This window comes from Methylomonas sp. LWB (assembly GCF_001856095.1).
Classification (GTDB): Bacteria; Pseudomonadota; Gammaproteobacteria; order Methylococcales; family Methylomonadaceae; genus Methylomonas; species Methylomonas koyamae_A.
This window is the reverse complement of the sequence record NZ_MKMC01000100.1, coordinates 164,550-181,478: the sequence shown is the minus strand read 5'-3', so window position 1 is coordinate 181,478 and position 16,929 is coordinate 164,550. Positions and strand designations below refer to the sequence as shown.

The window sequence follows — 16,929 nt, the reverse complement described above, 5'->3', positions numbered from 1 at the left end:
TGAACAATCAAGGACTTACAAAATTTTATTTTGCGGGAAATGCGTTTTTGGGGGCAAAAGTGGAGCAGATTTTTAAATTTCAACAGCCTGTTAAACAGTCAATTGTGCAACGGTAATCCTTAATGCTGTTGCGACTTTTTTTAATATATTTCTGCGAGGTTTATCTTGGTTTTCAATATCAATATATTCGGCTTCTGAGATACCTAAGTCCGTGGCTAGCTCGGCTGTCGATAAATGCAAATATTCCCGCCAAGCTTTAATGGGGGTAATGTCTTGTTTAATAACGGCGCCAACGACTTCATTAGGAATAGTGGCATTGTTGGCCGCGTGTTCTTTCAGATAGTCGGCATAGGGAATCACCACAAAAGCCGGGTTGCCGTCGATGCCGTTGATAATTTGTACGTTAGTAAGTGCGCTCATCACGTTTTTTCACCTCTTCAATCGAAACAACCTTGACGATGCCGTCAAATTCAAAGAATACCCGATAGCCGCCGATACGCAAGCGATAGCTGTAGGCGTGTTTGGTCAGCTTTTTTACTTGGGAGCAATCGGGGAAGTCTTTCAAAACTTGAGTGGAATCGTAGATATGCTCGCGCAATACTTTATCGGTTATTTTTCGTAGTTGCTTGACCGCTTTAGGCTGCCATTCAATTCGATTCATTGTACTTCGATTCAATAATCCCGCCGCCCAAACAAACCTCGCCCTGATAAAACACCACCGATTGCCCTGGCGTAATCGCCCGTTGTTGTTCGTCGAAGCGGACTTTGACGCGGCGGCCGCCATCTATCGGTTCGACGACACATTCTTGGTCGGGCTGACGGTAACGAGTCTTGGCGGCGCAACGCAGGGTTTCGGTCAAGGGTTTGATGCCGCACCAGTCGAGTTGGCCGGCTTCCAATATGCTGTGCAGCATCAAAGGGTGATCGTGGCCCTGGCCGACGATCAGCACATTGTTGATCAGGTCTTTTTCCAACACGAACCACGGCTCGTCCGGCGCGTCCTTAACCCCGCCTATGCCTAAGCCTTGTCGCTGGCCCAGCGTGTAATACATCAAGCCGTGATGCTTGCCTATATATTTACCTTCCGGAGTGCGCATTTCGCCGGGCTGGTGGGGCAAATAGCGTTCCAGGAATTCCCTGAATTTACGTTCGCCGATGAAGCAGATACCGGTGCTGTCTTTCTTACGGCTGTTGGCGAAGCCTGCTTTATCGGCCATCGCCCGGATTTCTGGTTTGTGCAGGTGGCCGATCGGGAACAGGGTTTGTGACAAAGCTTTCTGGCCCATTGCGTACAGGAAATAGCTTTGTTCCTTGTTGGGATCCAGGCCTTTTAATAATTGGAATTCGCCGTCTTGTTCGCGAACGCGGGCGTAATGGCCGGTGGCAATATATTCGGCACCCAGGTCTTCGATTGCGTAATCCAAAAACGCTTTGAATTTGACGTGTTTATTACAAAGAATGTCGGGATTGGGTGTGCGGCCAGCTTTGAATTCCGATAAAAAGACTTCGAAAACCTGATCCCAGTATTCGCTGGCGAAGTTGACGGTCTTCAGCTCAATGCCCAAACGGTCGCAAACCTGCTGTGCATCGGCCAAATCCTGCATCGCGGTGCAGTATTCGGTGCCGTCGTCTTCTTCCCAGTTTTTCATGAACAAACCGGTGACTTTGTGGCCTTGTTCTTGCAGCGCTAAAGCAGTAACAGAAGAGTCGACGCCGCCGGACATGCCGACGATGATGTGTTTGTTCATGGGAAATCGAGAAATGATTGCAACAGGGTCAACGGATGCCGGGTGCCTTTAAGGTATTCGTCCACGGTTTGCAGTACCAGCGGGCTGCGCAGTTGCTGTTGTCGAGCGTAAATGTCGTTGCGGCTGAGCCAGTGAGTCGCGATAATGCCGTCGTCCAGCGTTTGGTCCATGTCGTGATTGTTAACGCTACCGCTGAAGCAGAAGCGCACGAAGCTCGGTGTTTCGGGGGCTCGCCGCCAGAGTTGTACGGCGATGACGGCTTCAGGCTCGAAGCACCAGGCAGTCTCTTCCTTGACTTCTCGTTTGACGGCGTCGATCAGGTCTTCGCCGTTTTCCAGATGTCCGGCTGGTTGATTGAACGCAAGCCCGCGGGTTGTTGTCTCTTCCACCAGAAGAAAACGCTCGTCTCGCTCGATAACCGCGGCAACGGTAACGTGTGGTTTCCAGACCATCATGTTGACATTTGACGATAAAAGGCCGGCATTTTACTCGAAATGTTTTTTAACTGCGCAAAGATTGAAATTTGCTTTTGAAGACGCTATTTTTAGAAACATACGTAATACTTGTAGCACTAGAGCTTATGTCCGAATTTGAACCCTTTAGAGATAACGACGCTAACACGGCGCTACAGGAAGCCAAGCCGCGGTTGAAGCGGCCGCCCCTATACAAGGTGATTTTGTTGAACGATGATTTTACGCCGATGGATTTCGTCGTTGAAATATTGACCCATTTTTTCAACATGACTGAAGAGAAGGCGACGCAGGTCATGTTACAAGTTCATACCCAAGGTGTCGGGGTTTGCGGAACCTACACTAAAGACGTAGCCGAGACTAAAGTACATATTGTCAACGAATATTCCCGAGAGCATCATCATCCGCTGATGTGCACAATGGAAGAGGCGTAAGAGGTAGTCATGTTAAGTAAAGAACTTGAAGTAACTTTGAACTCCGCGTTTACCGTGGCGCATGCCAAGCGGCACGAATTCATCACAGTCGAGCATTTGCTGTTGGCTTTGCTGGACAACGTGACAACGATACCGATACTGATTGCCTGTGGCTGTAATGTGAATGCCCTGCGGGCTGAGTTGACCCGCTTTATCGACGAAACGATTTCGTTGATACCGGAAGGCGTTCAGCGAGAAACACAGCCAACTTTGGGATTTCAACGGGTGCTTCAACGGGCGGTTTTCCACGTTCAGGCGTCCGATAAAAAAGAAGTCACAGGCGCGAATTTATTTGTCGCGTTGTTTAGTGAGCAGGACTCCCATGCGGTGTATCTTCTGAATAAGCAGGACATTACCCGTTTGGATGTCGTCAATTATTTGGCTCACGGTGTTTCGAAGATCGAGCAGTATAAAAAGGAAAATACCGAGGAGCCGGAAGCCGAGCGTGGCAGTTCGGAAGCCATGGGAAGTCCGTTAGAAAAATATGCAACCAATCTCAATGATGAGGCGCTAAAAGGCAATATTGATCCGCTGATCGGTAGGGAGTTGGAAGTCGAGCGCACAATACAGGTGCTATGCCGTCGCCGGAAGAACAACCCGCTACTGGTTGGCGAGGCCGGTGTTGGGAAAACGGCGATTGCCGAGGGGCTCGCGAAACGTATCGTAGAGGAAAGCGTTCCCGATATTCTACTGAACAGCGTTATTTATTCATTAGACATGGGTGCTTTGGTCGCCGGTACCAAATACCGGGGGGATTTCGAAAAGCGCCTAAAATCCCTGATCAATCAGTTAAAAAAGGAACCCGATTCGATTTTGTTCATCGACGAAATACATACGATTATTGGGGCCGGATCGGCCTCCGGTGGCGTGATGGATGCATCAAATCTGATCAAGCCGGTGCTGGCCTCCGGTCAGTTGCGCTGCATCGGGTCGACTACCTATCAGGAATACCGAGGTATCTTCGAGAAGGACCACGCGCTAGCCCGACGTTTTCAAAAAATCGATGTCGTTGAACCTTCTATTGAAGATACGGTGCTGATTTTGAAAGGCTTGAAGTCGCGCTTCGAGGAACATCATGGCCTGAAATACACCCAGGAAGCATTGCGAGTCGCCGTTGAACTGTCGGCGAGGTATATTACAGATCGACACCTGCCAGACAAGGCGATCGATGTGATTGACGAAGCGGGTGCCAGGCAGCGGTTGTTCACTGGCGAGGGGCGCAAGGATACGATAGACATCCCGGAAATTGAGGAAATCGTTTCTAAAATCGCTAGAGTACCGGCCCAGTCGGTGTCGTCTAGCGACATAGAAAAACTAGCCAATCTAGAGAAGAACTTGAAGATGTTGGTCTTTGGCCAAGACGAAGCGATTTGCGAGTTGGCAACCGCGATTAAATTGTCCCGTGCTGGATTACGCGATACCAGTAAAACCATCGGCTCCTTCCTGTTCGCCGGGCCCACTGGTGTTGGTAAAACCGAGGTAACTCGACAGTTGGCGAAGGTATTGGGTATAGAGTTGATTCGTTTCGATATGTCTGAATACATGGAGCGGCATACCGTATCGAGACTGATTGGCGCGCCTCCCGGTTATGTTGGATATGATCAGGGTGGTTTGTTGACCGAAGCCGTTACCAAGCATCCCCATGCTGTGTTGTTGCTGGACGAGTTAGAAAAGGCGCACCCGGATGTCTTTAATTTGTTGCTGCAAGTGATGGATCACGGTACGTTGACCGATAATAACGGGCGTAAGGCGGATTTTCGTAACATCATAATGATTATGACCACGAATGCAGGTGCGGAGGAAGGTAGTCGGGCTTCTATCGGATTTACTCAGCAGGATCACGCTTCCGACAGCATGAAGGTGATCGAGCGCGGTTTCTCGCCGGAGTTTCGAAATCGGTTGGACGCAATTGTACAATTCAAGTCGCTGGATATGACTGTGGTTGGCAGTGTGGTCGATAAGTTCATTTTCGAGCTAGAAGCTGTTCTGGCGGATAAGAACGTCACCCTGACGCTCGAGCCTACCGCGCGAGCCTGGCTGGCGGAACGTGGCTACGATGAAAAAATGGGAGCCAGACCCATGGTCAGATTGATACAGGAAAAAATCAAGAAACCGCTTGCCGAGGATTTGTTATTTGGTCGCTTAGCCAACGGTGGGCATGTGCGTATCTATGTTGAGAATGAAGCTTTGGCGTTTGCGATTGAGGGCAAACAGATGATGGTTTCGGAGCTGAATCAGGTGTTATAAAGACAGAGCAATCGCTGACCCTAACGGGTTAGCGATTGCGGAACGTGATGCGTCCCTTAGTCAGGTCGTACGGAGTCATCTCAACACGAACTTTATCGCCGGTTAGGATCCGAATATAGTGCTTGCGCATCTTGCCGGAAATGTGTGCGGTAACGATGTGTCCGTTTTCCAGCTCGACTCGAAACATCGTATTCGGTAGAGTATCGATAACCTTACCTTCCATTTCGATTTGATCTTCTTTCGCCATAGTAAAAGCCCTTAAATTAAAACGCCTATGTTAGCACGGTGAGAGGTGCTGTGGCTAACGATAAGACGTTTAAGGGTTTCAGTACTTCAAACCTTGCGTTTGACTTCGACAATGTTGGGCAGATGACTGATTCGAGCCAATATCGAACTCAGTTGCGCGGTATTTTCGATCTGAATCGACATTTGCAGAATTGCCGACAAATCATCGTGAGTCTTTAACGATGCGTTACTGATGTGGGCTTTCGAAGCAGTCAATATTTGCGAAACGTCACCCAGCAAATTTGGCGCGTTATAAGCGTGAATCAGGATTGGCACGTTATGGTGAATCTTGTGGTGACCACTCCAATCCGCTTTAATCACATGCAATTGTTGTTCCGGCGTCAAGTGGCGAATGTTTTCGCAATCGCTTCGATGAACCGTGATTCCGCGTTTATGGGAAATATAGCCGACGATTTCATCGCCTTTTACTGGCGAGCAGCATTGAGCCAGCGTGGTTACGACATTGTCGATGTCTTCAACGATCACGGCAGCTTGTGTAGCACTTTGGGTTGAGGCAAGCTTTATCGGTATCGGTTCCAGCTCAGGAATTTTCAATGCGCCGGCCAATTGCCGATTGTTGATGTCGCCGCGGCCGAGTGCTTCATATAAATGCTCGGCATCCGGCGTCTTGAAGTGCTTAATCAATTCGTCGATATCGATCGCTTTAATGCCCAGTCGCTTGCTTTCCTTTTCCAGAACCTGTTTTCCAGACGCGATATTCGCCACTTGTTGTTGGTGTTTGAACCAACTCTTGACCTTGCTGATCGCCCTTGGCGTTTTTAGATAACCAAGATTCGGATTTAGCCAATTGTGGTTGGGGTTGCCGTTTTTGACTGTGATGATTTCGACCTGTTCGCCGGATTGCAGCTTATAAGTCAATGGCTTGATCTGACCGTTGATCTTGGCGCCGCGACAGCCGTGACCCACTTCGGTATGAATCGCGTAAGCAAAATCCAGGGGCGTAGCGCTCCTGATCAAGTCGATCAATTTACCGGCTGGCGTTAAAACAAATACTCGGTCGGAAAACAATTCCGTATGAAAATTTTCCAGGAGATTGCCGTTGTCTTTGTCTTCCAGCAACTGACGAAGTGATGCAATGTTCTTCTCGGTGGCTGCGTTAAATTTGCTGCCTTCCTTGTAACGCCAATGCGCGGCAACCCCTAGTTCGGCGAATTCGTGCATGGCTTGGGTACGGATTTGAATTTCGATCCGATTGCCGGCTTCGTCCAAAACCACGGTATGTAGTGATTGATAGCCGTTTTCTTTTGGGTTGGCGATGTAATCGTCAAACTCCTTGGGAATGTGGCGCCAGTGGCTGTGTGCCACACCCAGTACGGTATAACAGCTGGGTAAAGTGTCCACGATGACGCGGACCGCCAGCAAATCGTAAAGATCGTCGACGGCCAACTGCTTGCGGCGCATTTTGTGCCAGATACTGTAGATATGTTTTGGTCGCCCGTAAATTTTTGCGGCGATTCCCTCCCGGTCCAATGTCTGGCGCAACATTGCCAGAAATGCTTCGATGCAGGCCTCGCGTTCCTCGCGCTTGCTCGCGAGAGATTCGGTAATTGCTCGATATTGTTCCGGTTCCAAATAACGAAATGCCAGATCTTCAAGCTCCCACTTGAATTGGCTAATGCCTAAACGATTGGCGAGTGGTGCGTAGATGTCCAGGGATTCCCGCGAGATGAAATGGCGGATTTCCGTTTGTTCGCGGAATAAGTTGCGCAGGCGTTGAATGCGATAGGCCAGCTTGATTAATACCGCCCTGACGTCGTGGGTCATTGCCAACAGCATGCGGCGCAGCGTTTCGGTCTGATTCGGCTCGTTCGCCATGTCCGGGCTGTATATGCTGACGTTATTCAGCCAATGCACGTCTTTAACCAAGTCTGCAACGACGTCGCCGAAGCGTCGGCGCAACTCGGTATCACTCAATAGGCCGGTAAGGCGAGAATCGCTGAGAACCGCCGCCAGAATGGTTTCAAGATCGATATGTACCGAAGTCAGAATCGCCGCGACATCGATACCTTTCGGGCGTGGAGGCAAGGCGTCAGCGGGAGTTGCCATGCCCAATTCGTCGACCAGGTTGAGTGCGTCGGCAATACGGAGGCGATCATCGCCTGTAAAATCAGGGAACAGAGATAGCGCCAGCTCTGTGTGTTCGCTCATATTCAATTGGAAAAGGATTTATGAAGTCGAATCAGCCCGGAACCCTAGTGCCGAAAGCTATCGTTCAGCGAGTGGGCGGAGGCGGCGGCGATCCAGGTGGCGGGGGTGGAATATTGACGGCCCGCGTGATGGGAGGTTGGCCGAAGTTGTCACGGAATTCGCCAGAGACTGGGACTCTATGTCCTTTGGCATACATGCATTGGATATAGGCCATATCATAGTAATGTTGTGTTGCGTATATCGATTGTTCGGCGGTCGTGCTTCCAACTATGCTCCCGACTGCCAAGCCCGTCCCGGCACCTATCGCCGCGCCGCCGCCTCCAGCTATCGCCGCGCCGGCCGCCGCGCCCACGGCCGTACCGATCGCGGCACTGGCTGCGCCGCTTTCGGTTGCGGCTTGAGTTGCCGTGGTCCCACCGATTTGAATGTAAGCGTATTGGCGACAATCTGCATCATCGTCGCGGAACTGTTCGAATGATAGGCTGGTGCCTGGTAGAGCCATTACACTCGGAATCGTAGGTAGGTTGACACAACCGCTAAAGGTAAGCATCACGAGTATCGGGCAAATCTTAGCCATGGTTTGCAAATTCGATTCGGGATGACGGTTTTCGTTATTTCGCATATGGGCCGCAAGTTGACCGGTGCTGTTTCTGCCGTCCTGCTTGCAGGCTAGTATGTGTTGTGGGGAACGGTACATTGCGGTCGTCCTCAGCGAGGTGGTGTCGGTTCCACCTGTTGCCAGCCTCCGGGGCATTCCTTGATATAAGGATAATAGCCTTCCGGGTTGTGGCAATAGTACCAGTAACCTGCCGGATACTGGGGCGCATAGGGTTGTGAGCGCTCGATATATACGGGTGGTGTCTGTGGGACAGAGATAATTGCTGGTGGATAATAGTAAGGGTCGGGGTAACGGTAATAGGGGAAGGGGTATACGGGGCCGCCAAAGTAAAACCCAAAACTGGAATGGCCGTGCGGATGCCAGCCGCCTCTGCCATGAGTCCAGCCGATTTGATGAAAGGCAAAGCCGACGACAACGAACGACAGCGTCAGTAAGGTTCGAAATTTCATCAATTGCACCTGTTAAATGTAGGAGGACGCTCGGCTGGGGTGGGTCTTTAGCGTTGCCGCCAATGCCCGGCGCGGCCTTGCCAACGCGGCCCCGCAGGTTCCCGGCGATGGGGTTGCCACTCGAAACCAGCTCGTGGGGCTTGCCAATATTCGGGGCGCCAAATATACCCGGTACCAACCCAATCCCAATAGCCGTTTATCCAAAAGTGGTCAAAACCCGGTGCAAGTCCTGCCGCCTCGACTCTGGTGGGAGGCGGGGCTAGTGGCGCCGCGGATGAGGGATAGGCACTTTCCATCTCCCAAATACCGGTAAGGATTTCGGTTAGCGGCAACTCACTCAATCCTTAATTTTTTCTGTGATTTCACCGTTATCGGTACCAGCAACGTGCCAGAGAGTTCCGCCGACATCGACATGAATTTCGTATTCCTCGCCGATGCCGTTAGGATTGACGATGAGTTCGGCCTTTTTAATCTGGCCTCCCGGAAATTGCTCGGTCAGTGCCTTTTTCAACTCAGGCGGGAGGCCTTCGCTGGGCGCCTCTAATGCCATTTTATTCGTGAACAGGGCGCCATTGTTACGAAACAGCTCCATTTTAGTGTCGCCTTCCACAGTTTTATAGCTGATGGCAAGCAATGGGTTTTTGAAATGGACTTCATTACCCGTGGCTTTTAATTCCTCGGCTTGTGGGTGCCGTTTCAGAACATTGGTCCGGACCTTGTCTGGTACGGTTATGGTTTCCGTTGCGGAAGTGTTGGTGATCCACATTGTTAGCGCGGCAACGATGAGGGGTGCTACAAGTTGGTGCATGTGTGCTCCTGTGGTGATTGTTTGTGTCCGGACATTTTAAATGCCAATCGTTTAATACGCGACTTTTGAACGGTCAGACATCTTGCGCCGCATTGCGTTCCTCCGGTCTACGATATTCACTTCAAGCGCTCGGTAACCCGTGGTTTTGGAAGCAGTGCAGCCGGGATTGTTCGTTCAAGCCTGGAGAACTTTTATAGGTGGCTTTGTTTTTGCTAAAGAAATTACCAAGGCGGTATTGTGTGATTCAGTTAAATAACATAGTTAAAAGTCGCGGCTTCGTTTGAATACCTAGTTAGACTGTTAACTCGTGTTCAGGGTGAGGCTGGCGGGAGATGCCGGCATTAGAGCAATTTCGGGCTCAATTTAAGGCCGCCTAACACCGTCGAAACCTTATGTTACCTAAGACCGTAGGAGTTAGCAGATGAATACTGATTTGGTACGAACTGCAGTTATCGTTCCCGTTTGGAATGCCAGTCAGCACTTGGATCGGCTGTTGCCGGCGCTGGCGAATCAGTCGTTACAACCCGATGAATGGTTGGTTATAGATAGCCACTCGACGGACGACACCGTTCAACGTTTTGTGGCGGCGGGAGCCAGGGTTGAAACGATTCCGCCGGGAACATTTAATCATGGCGGGACTCGGCGTTGGGCCAGCCATCAGGTGTCCGCCGACATACTGATCTTTATGACGCAGGACGCGATCTTGGCCGATACGGAAAGTCTGCGTAAGTTGCGCGATGCGGTGTTGTTGGATGTCAATGTCGGCGTGGCATACGGGCGGCAGTTGCCGCGCCCGGAAGCCGATATTCACGAAGCGCACGCCCGTTATTTTAACTACCCCTCGCGGAGCCGAACCAAGGTACTTTCCGATTCCGCCAGATTGGGTCTCAAGACTTGTTTCAGCTCCGACTCGTTCGCGGCATACAGACGCACTGCCCTTGAGGCGGTCGGCGGATTTCCGATCGACGTGATCGGTAGCGAAGACGCCTATGTTGCCGCTAAAATGTTGCTGGCCGGGTGGAGCGTCCGCTATGAAGCCGACGCTCTCGTTGTTCATTCGCACAGTTATTCTCTTTGGCAAGAATTTCGGCGTTATTTCGATATCGGCGTGTTTTACGGGCAGGAAGACTGGATTGAACGCCAATTCGGCAGAGCACGCGGGGAAGGGCGGCGTTTTGTCATTTCAGAAGTTAAGCACATCATTCAGTTGGGACAAACTTGGCGAATACCCGAATGCATTTTGCGTTCCGCGCTAAAATTGTTGGGGTATCGGCTAGGTTGGATACACAAGGCCTTGCCGCTGGCCCTGAAGCGGCGCATCAGCATGTTTCCTCGTTATTGGGAGTCTCTGGATCTATCATGACTTTTGAAAACCGCTACGGACGGGTACGGCGGCATTTTCCGGTTCTTGCATATCTTCTAACTCTGGGATTGGTTGCTTGCGGTTCGCCTGCTAAAGTCGGTTTACCGGATGAGGAAGCAATGGCGGAACGGGATTTGCGAAGGATGGATCTTAGTGAATTGCCGGTTCCGGTTACCAGGATCGTAAGCGGGGACACGCTACGTATCCTCAGGCAGTCTCCAACGCCGATTTCAAAAAGCGAACCAACGGTGTTCCTCGTGCGTCCGGACGGTAAGTTTGCTTACCCGAATGTGGGTTTAGTTCAGGCCGCCGGTCGTGCCCCGGAGCAGGTTGCTAACGAAATTACCGAAAAACTGGGCGAAATTTATCGTTATCCATTGGTGGCGGTCAACATTGCTAACGGGTCGGGCAATCGGGTGTTTGTCGGTGGGGCCGTCGCCAAACCCACCAATATTGACGTCAGCGCGCCCACGAGTTTGGAACAAGCAATACTGGACGCCGGCGGATTGCAAGCGGCGGCGGATGGTGAACACGTCGCATTGCTCAGGATAGGCGAGGACAATCTTTACCAAGTTTATTTTATTGACTACGCTCGGTTGCTGGACGACCCCTCCAGGCAAAAGCGTTTATTGTTGCAGCGCGGCGATGTCGTGTTCGCACCGAAATCCGATTTGGGCAACGCGATAGAAGTGGTGGATTTGTATTTCAGACAATTGATTCCGTTTAGCAAGTCCGTCGGCCTCGGGCTGAGTTACTTCAGTTACGGCTACATCCAATAGGCCGCGAATTTTAAAATGAGCACAATTCACGGAAACCGATACCGTTCCATCCAAATCGCCTGGTTGGACGCCAGCCGACCGACCTTAGCCGGCATTGGCGGATCGAGGCGGCGGACTTCGATCTGTGTGGGCGAGAAGGCATTCGAGCAGTTGTTGATCCCACTATTTCCGAAAACCTTACTCCTTGCGCTTTGCCTAAGCGGTATGGGTTTGACTGCTTGTAGTTCACCCAGCCAAATACCACTGCCCGAAGAAATAGCTTCGGATGCCATGGAATTGCAAGTAGCCGATATCAAAGATTTACCCGAATCGGAAACCCACGTCATGGCCGGAGACGTGTTGCAAATCGTCCGGGACATTGCGCCAAGGGTCGAACCTGAAGAAAATACCCGCTTTCAAGTCCGCCCTGACGGGGGATTCTCTTATCTGGACGCCGGTACCGTAGTAGCCGTTGGCCGTACTCCGGAACAAATTGCCGACGATATTTCCAGCAGGCTTGCCAAAATTTATCGTTATCCCAAGGTTACCGTGAACATCATGAGCGCGCCGGGAAACCGGGTACAAGTCGGTGGGGCGGTGCAGAATCCGGTATCGATCGACATTACGACGCCAACCAGCCTCGACCAAGCCATTGTCGGTGCCGGCGGACTACTTTCTACGGCCGATGCTAGTCACGTCGCATTGTTGCGGCTCGACGCAACGAATCGATACAAAGCGTACTTTACCGATTTCGGTCAGCTTTTGGAAATTCAGGCCCAGCGTCGTCCGGTGATGTTAAAACGCGGCGACATTGTGTTCGTGCCCAAATCCGCGTTGGGCAATGCCATCGAAGTCGTGGATTTGTACATGAATCAGTTACTGCCCTTCACCAAATCCATCGGGTTGGGCGCCAGCTACAGTTGGACGCCGGCCAACAACAACACGACAAACGCCGTTAACAATTCCAATGGAAATTAATTTCTGACGCCATGATTGAGATCCGCTCATTTAGAGACATCGCACGGCTATTTTTCATTTTTTACAACGAATTTCGGCTGGCTGTCGTCGTTACGGTTAGCGTGGCCGTACTCGGCGCGTTTTTATTGCCGTCCCGATTCGAGTCCGAAGCGCGGTTATTGGTCAAGCCGGGCCGTGAAACCAGTATTTTGCCGATCGAGTTTGGCGACCGGCAAACCTTGGTGGCGCCCAGCACGCAGCGCGATCCGGTGGTCGACGAAGAAAAAATGCTGACCGGCCGCCCCATCATACGTAAGGTCGCGGAATATTATTTGACCCAGATGGAAGGTCAAGCGCCCCAGGGCTTCTGGAAAACCCTCAAGCATCATATGAAGGAAGCCGCCGGTTGGGTATTGGACAAACTGCGAAGTGGCTTGGTCTCGGTGGGTTTGTCCGAAGACCAAACGCCAGTCGATCGATTGGTCGGAAAATTGGAGAAAGCCTTCGAGGTCACTCACGCCGCCGGTTCGAATGTGATGGAAGTGGGTTTTACCTGGGACGACCCTTATATAGCCCAACAGGTGGTTTCCAAGTGGATTGAGTTTTATCAAGAAGAGCGCGCGCGAGCGCTCGGGGACAAGAGTCTTTACGAATTTTACGAATCCGAGAGCCGGAAATTGGCAAGACAGATCGCCGAAGATAAAAATACGTTGGCGACATTGCTGATGAGCATCGACGGTATCAGCTCCAAGGATAAGTTGGAAGCCATTAGTAACCGCTTAAACAAGTTGAATGCCGAACGGTCTGAAGCCATCGCGGAACAATCCGGCCTGCAAAAAGGCGTAACCAGCGCCAATCAATTGGCGATGGGCTTGCCTAAGGAAGTCACCACTCTGCGGGAATTGAGTTTGAACCCGGTTCGTCAGGATTTGTTGATCAAACTGAATCAAATGCAGGTTGATCGGGTAGAGGCGCTGAAAGTTTATAAGTCTGACGCTCCGCAAATCAACGATCTGGATGCGGCCATCGATTCGCTGAAGGCTCAAATCGATTTGGAAAACCATTCCATCCAGAATATGGAAAATCGCGCGCCCAACGAGTTGTTTACGACATTGCAACGGAATTCCTTGCAAAGCAGTACGCGGGTCCACGAGCTTGCCGCGCGGATTGCCGCATACGACAACGAACTGGCCGAACTGAAAGGCGACTACCAACGCATCTTGACCATGGAACCGGAAATTTCCCGATTGGAACGCACCTTGGCAGAGGCCGAAAAGAGCCATGCCTTGTATTTAAGCAGTCTGGAAAAAGCCCGAATCGACCGAGAATTGGATAAAAGCCGGATCAGCAACATAGCGGTCATTGAGGAGGCTACGTTTAGTCCGGCCAGAGTGTTTCCCAAAAGTTTGACGATACTGCTGGCGGCGTTTCCGGCCGGTATCGCGGTTGGTTTTCTGGTGATTTATCTGAGCTATCTGCTCGACCAGCGCATCCATGACGGCAGTTCGATCGAAACCGCGTTCGGCGTACCGACTTGGTGCTCGATACCGGATCAGCGGGAGGAAGATAGCCAAACCGCGATTTTCGACGCCGCCATTTACCGCTTTTATAGTTTGCTACCCAGGGACAGACTTGCGAACGAAGGATTGACGATAGGCATAGCCTCGGCTAGGCATGGCGAAGGCGTCAGTTTTATCGCCCATGCGTTTCTGCAGGTATTGGCTGACCGCAAAATCGGCGCCCGAATCGCCGTAAACGAATCGGATGTCGCGAAACCCGGCGAAGTCGTGTTGATTGAAGCATCGGCCCTGTCCAGCAACAGAGCGGCATTTCTGATGCTTAGGAATGCCAATTTGATTCTGCTGGTCGTTCAAGCTGGCCAATCAACGGTGCCCGTCATCGAAAATGCGTTGTCGATCCTGAGAACCGCGTTCCAAAAGGTGGACGGCGTGATCGTCAATCGTCGCAGTTATGAGGTTCCGGCCAGCTTATTGGCTCGGTTCGAAAATTTGAAGCGAGCAATCTGATGCGCATAGCTCTGATTTCGCCATTGCCTCCCGAGCAAACCGGCATTGCCGATTACGCGGCCGCGTTCAAAAATGCGCTTGAAGGGCAGGGCGTCACTGTCGACGTGCCTTTTTCCGGGATGGCTATCGCAGGTACGCCGGAAAGCGTGGCCCGGTACATGGCGACAATCGATTGGGCGGTTTATGACGTGGTGCATGCTGAGTTGGGCGGAGGACGGATACGAGAGTTTCTGGCATTGGAATGGCTAGCCGCGCATGCTCCGACGGTGGCGTTAACCGCCACCGTGCACGATCCCGAGCGCTTAATCTGGAAGCCCGCCAGTTTGCCGGGGCCGTTGGCGATGGCGGCCCGACTACCGCGCGCCGTTTATCAAGCCTTGGTATTGCTAGCCGATCCGTTGACGTTAGCGAGGGAGCGGCGCTTGGCGCGGCGTTTGTCGGGAATTGTCACCTTGACCGAAACTGGAGCGCGTTGTTTGGAGCAGCGGATGAAGCTCGCCAGCGGCGCGGTGACGACGATAGCGCACGGCAACTTTACGATCGACGAGCAAGCTCCACCGATAGCGCCACCGGACGGGCCGTTAAAGCTGTTGTATTTCGGTTTTATTTATAAAGGCAAAGGGATCGAGGACTTGATCGATGCGATTGCCTTACTGTTTCGGCAACGACCGGAAGCCCAGCAGAAATTGAGTTTGACCTTGGCTGGCGGAACCGCGCCAGACATCGCATTCGGCGACGATAATTCCTACATTGCCGGGCTGCAACGCCAATTGACGGAAGCGGGCTTGGCGGAAAGCCATGTTCATTGGCAGTTGGATGTGCCGGCTGCCGAGATTCCCCATATCATCCAGGCGCATCATGTGTTGGTGCTGCCTTATAAGGAGTCGAAAAAACTCGCCTTTTTGGGGCGCATGTTGGGCACCAGCGGCGCTTTGTCCTGGGCCAACGCTTGCGGTCGGGGGGTGATCAGCTCCGATGCCCGCGCATTCGTCGAAGAAGTTTCCCATGGCAACGGTGCCGTGTTTCCGCAAGGCGACAGTGTGGCGTTGGCGACCGAATTGGTCAAATTATTGGATCAGCCGGAAACGATTGGCGCGTGGAGCCGCTCGGCGACGGCAATGGGCCAAGCTCGGGCTTGGCCGCGGATCGCGTCTGCCTTCAGCGCGATGTTTAAATCAGTTTCGGGGAAAAGTCATGATTAGCAAATTTTGGCGTTTAATCGGCTTGGTCTTCTTGTTTGCGGGAATGGCGTTTAACCAGCCAAGGGCCGCGGACCTGTATTTGATTCCGCCCAAGCCATTAGTCTGGAAGGATTTCCTGGGTGTTAATGCCCACCTGCTATGGTTCAATGAGGCGCAATACAGCCAACAGTTGAGTCAACTGAAGGCGCTCGGGCTGGAATGGGTCAGGATCGATGTACATTGGGATCGCCTGGAGCCGGAAGAGAAAAAATTTGTGTGGGAACCCTTGGACGGCGTTGCCGATGCGTTGCAACAACAGCAGGTTAAATCGGTTGTTTATCTGGTTGGTTCGGCACCGTTCGCCAGTAGCTCTATTTTACCGTTCGGGCAGTCCGATCAGTATCCGCCCAAGGATGTCAATGTCTTTGCGGATCGGATGGTGACCCTGGCCAAACGGTATCCTGTAGTCAATGCCTGGCAAGTCTGGAACGAGCCGAATTTGCCGGCGTTCTGGCAACCCTTGGCCAGTCCGGACGACTACGGCAAATTGTTCAACGCATCTTACCAGGCTCTGCGCGGCGGCGCTGCGGACAAGACGGTGGTGATGGCCGGCATGGCGTATTACAGTCAAATGCCGTTGCGCAGCGGTTTGATGTTGGAAGAGTTGGCTCAGAAGATCGGTTCGCCGTGGCGAGGATCGATAGTCGCTTATCACCCTTACAGTTTGTCCCCGGAAGGGGACGACCCGAGCGTTGCGGATTTTGTCGTCCGCACCAAAACTCTGAATGCCCGTTTACGCGCTACCAGCCCGCTTGGGATTTGGGCCACCGAATGGGGATGGTCAAGCTATGACGGTCCTAAGGAAGAGCAGGACTTGATCGGCGTGGATGGCCAAGCCGACTATCTATTGCGGCGTTTGGCGTTGATCAGCGCCGTCGATTTCGATCGAGTATTTTTGTTTGCGCTGTCCGACCTGGACGAGCGCGCCAGTTACCGGGATCGCTATTATGGTCTACTGGACCTGAACGGCAATCCCAAGCCGGCCTATACCGCATTAGCCAAATTTCTGGCCATTACCGGACCGCGTCTTAATCCGGGGACCATGCCGAAAGTCAGCAGTTTGCCCAAGGACTTGGCAACGTTCAGCGTCAGTTGGATGAAACCGGACGGCACGCAGTTGTTGATGTTTTGGGCGAAGAATGCCGGCACGATGGAGTTGGCGAATATCCAGTCGGCGACCTTGCATCAACCGCTCAAGCAGACCTCGAAAGCATTAACCGTGAATGGCGGCAAAGTGTCCGTGCCGGTAGCCCAGCAGTTACAAATTTTGGAGTGGCGCTAATCGCTGCGACCTTTAGTCCATGATCGCCTCAGC

Annotated in this window: 18 protein-coding genes; 9 read left to right on the top strand and 9 right to left on the bottom strand. The window is 52.1% G+C overall.

The window, feature by feature from the left end; all coding sequences use genetic code 11:
* Positions 1-90: 90 nt before the first annotated feature.
* From BJL95_RS23440 to BJL95_RS23425, 4 genes are read right to left on the bottom strand one after another with little or no spacing between them, the layout of a single operon-like run.
* A complete protein-coding gene (locus BJL95_RS23440; RefSeq protein WP_064025928.1) occupies positions 91-420 on the bottom strand; it encodes a helix-turn-helix domain-containing protein in 330 nt (109 codons plus the stop codon).
* Positions 404-661 (bottom strand): type II toxin-antitoxin system RelE/ParE family toxin, encoded by a 258-nt coding sequence (locus BJL95_RS23435; RefSeq protein WP_071160959.1) that lies wholly within the window; start codon positions 659-661, stop codon positions 404-406. Before BJL95_RS23435 ends, BJL95_RS23440 begins: the two co-directional genes overlap by 17 nt.
* Entirely contained in the window at positions 648-1,748 is a 1,101-nt protein-coding gene (gene mnmA, locus BJL95_RS23430) for a tRNA 2-thiouridine(34) synthase MnmA (RefSeq protein ID WP_064025932.1), read from the bottom strand. Before mnmA ends, BJL95_RS23435 begins: the two co-directional genes overlap by 14 nt.
* Positions 1,745-2,200, bottom strand: a complete 456-nt coding sequence (locus BJL95_RS23425) for an NUDIX hydrolase (protein WP_064025934.1) — start codon at positions 2,198-2,200, stop codon at positions 1,745-1,747. The genes mnmA and BJL95_RS23425 overlap by 4 nt, the downstream gene beginning before the upstream one ends.
* Before the next feature lie 128 nt (positions 2,201-2,328).
* Here BJL95_RS23425 and clpS point away from each other — a divergent pair, with 128 nt between their 5' ends.
* Entirely contained in the window at positions 2,329-2,652 is a 324-nt protein-coding gene (clpS, locus tag BJL95_RS23420; RefSeq protein ID WP_064025936.1) for an ATP-dependent Clp protease adapter ClpS, read from the top strand.
* A 9-nt stretch (positions 2,653-2,661) separates the two neighbouring features.
* Positions 2,662-4,938, top strand: a complete 2,277-nt coding sequence (gene clpA, locus BJL95_RS23415; protein ID WP_071160958.1) for an ATP-dependent Clp protease ATP-binding subunit ClpA — start codon at positions 2,662-2,664, stop codon at positions 4,936-4,938.
* 28 nt (positions 4,939-4,966) lie between these two features.
* Here clpA and infA read toward each other — a convergent pair whose 3' ends face one another.
* Entirely contained in the window at positions 4,967-5,185 is a 219-nt protein-coding gene (gene infA, locus BJL95_RS23410) for a translation initiation factor IF-1 (protein WP_064025941.1), read from the bottom strand.
* Positions 5,186-5,271: 86 nt separating this feature from the next.
* Complete coding sequence (locus BJL95_RS23405; RefSeq protein WP_071160957.1) at positions 5,272-7,392, bottom strand: bifunctional (p)ppGpp synthetase/guanosine-3',5'-bis(diphosphate) 3'-pyrophosphohydrolase; 2,121 nt, start codon at positions 7,390-7,392, stop codon at positions 5,272-5,274.
* A gap of 178 nt (positions 7,393-7,570) precedes the next feature.
* On the opposite strand from BJL95_RS23405, the gene BJL95_RS26150 reads away from it, so the two are divergent.
* A complete protein-coding gene (locus BJL95_RS26150) occupies positions 7,571-7,870 on the top strand; it encodes a hypothetical protein (protein ID WP_175463788.1) in 300 nt (99 codons plus the stop codon).
* A 230-nt stretch (positions 7,871-8,100) separates the two neighbouring features.
* Here BJL95_RS26150 and BJL95_RS24370 read toward each other — a convergent pair whose 3' ends face one another.
* The 3 genes from BJL95_RS24370 to BJL95_RS23395 are packed head-to-tail and all read right to left on the bottom strand — an operon-like array spanning position 8,101 to position 9,268.
* Positions 8,101-8,460, bottom strand: coding sequence for a hypothetical protein (locus tag BJL95_RS24370; RefSeq protein ID WP_083386230.1), 360 nt, complete (start codon positions 8,458-8,460; stop codon positions 8,101-8,103).
* Between the two features lie 47 nt (positions 8,461-8,507).
* Positions 8,508-8,756 carry a hypothetical protein gene (locus tag BJL95_RS26145; RefSeq protein ID WP_368086622.1) on the bottom strand — a complete coding sequence of 83 codons (249 nt, stop codon included), beginning with the start codon at positions 8,754-8,756 and terminating at the stop codon, positions 8,508-8,510.
* 41 nt (positions 8,757-8,797) lie between these two features.
* Positions 8,798-9,268 carry a hypothetical protein gene (locus BJL95_RS23395; protein ID WP_071160955.1) on the bottom strand — a complete coding sequence of 157 codons (471 nt, stop codon included), beginning with the start codon at positions 9,266-9,268 and terminating at the stop codon, positions 8,798-8,800.
* Positions 9,269-9,689: 421 nt separating this feature from the next.
* Between BJL95_RS23395 and BJL95_RS23390 the strand changes: the two genes are divergently transcribed.
* From BJL95_RS23390 to BJL95_RS23365, 6 genes are all read left to right on the top strand, one after another.
* Positions 9,690-10,631: a glycosyltransferase family 2 protein gene (locus BJL95_RS23390; protein ID WP_071160954.1), complete on the top strand. Its 942-nt coding sequence runs from the start codon at positions 9,690-9,692 to the stop codon at positions 10,629-10,631.
* Positions 10,547-11,410 (top strand): polysaccharide biosynthesis/export family protein, encoded by an 864-nt coding sequence (locus BJL95_RS23385; RefSeq protein ID WP_217631730.1) that lies wholly within the window; start codon positions 10,547-10,549, stop codon positions 11,408-11,410. The genes BJL95_RS23390 and BJL95_RS23385 overlap by 85 nt, the downstream gene beginning before the upstream one ends.
* Before the next feature lie 270 nt (positions 11,411-11,680).
* Positions 11,681-12,367: a polysaccharide biosynthesis/export family protein gene (locus BJL95_RS23380; protein ID WP_217631729.1), complete on the top strand. Its 687-nt coding sequence runs from the start codon at positions 11,681-11,683 to the stop codon at positions 12,365-12,367.
* Between the two features lie 11 nt (positions 12,368-12,378).
* Entirely contained in the window at positions 12,379-14,373 is a 1,995-nt protein-coding gene (locus BJL95_RS23375) for a lipopolysaccharide biosynthesis protein (protein WP_071160951.1), read from the top strand.
* Entirely contained in the window at positions 14,373-15,575 is a 1,203-nt protein-coding gene (locus BJL95_RS23370; protein WP_071160950.1) for a glycosyltransferase, read from the top strand. The genes BJL95_RS23375 and BJL95_RS23370 overlap by 1 nt, the downstream gene beginning before the upstream one ends.
* A complete protein-coding gene (locus BJL95_RS23365) occupies positions 15,568-16,896 on the top strand; it encodes a cellulase family glycosylhydrolase (protein WP_071160949.1) in 1,329 nt (442 codons plus the stop codon). The genes BJL95_RS23370 and BJL95_RS23365 overlap by 8 nt, the downstream gene beginning before the upstream one ends.
* Positions 16,897-16,929: the final 33 nt, after the last annotated feature.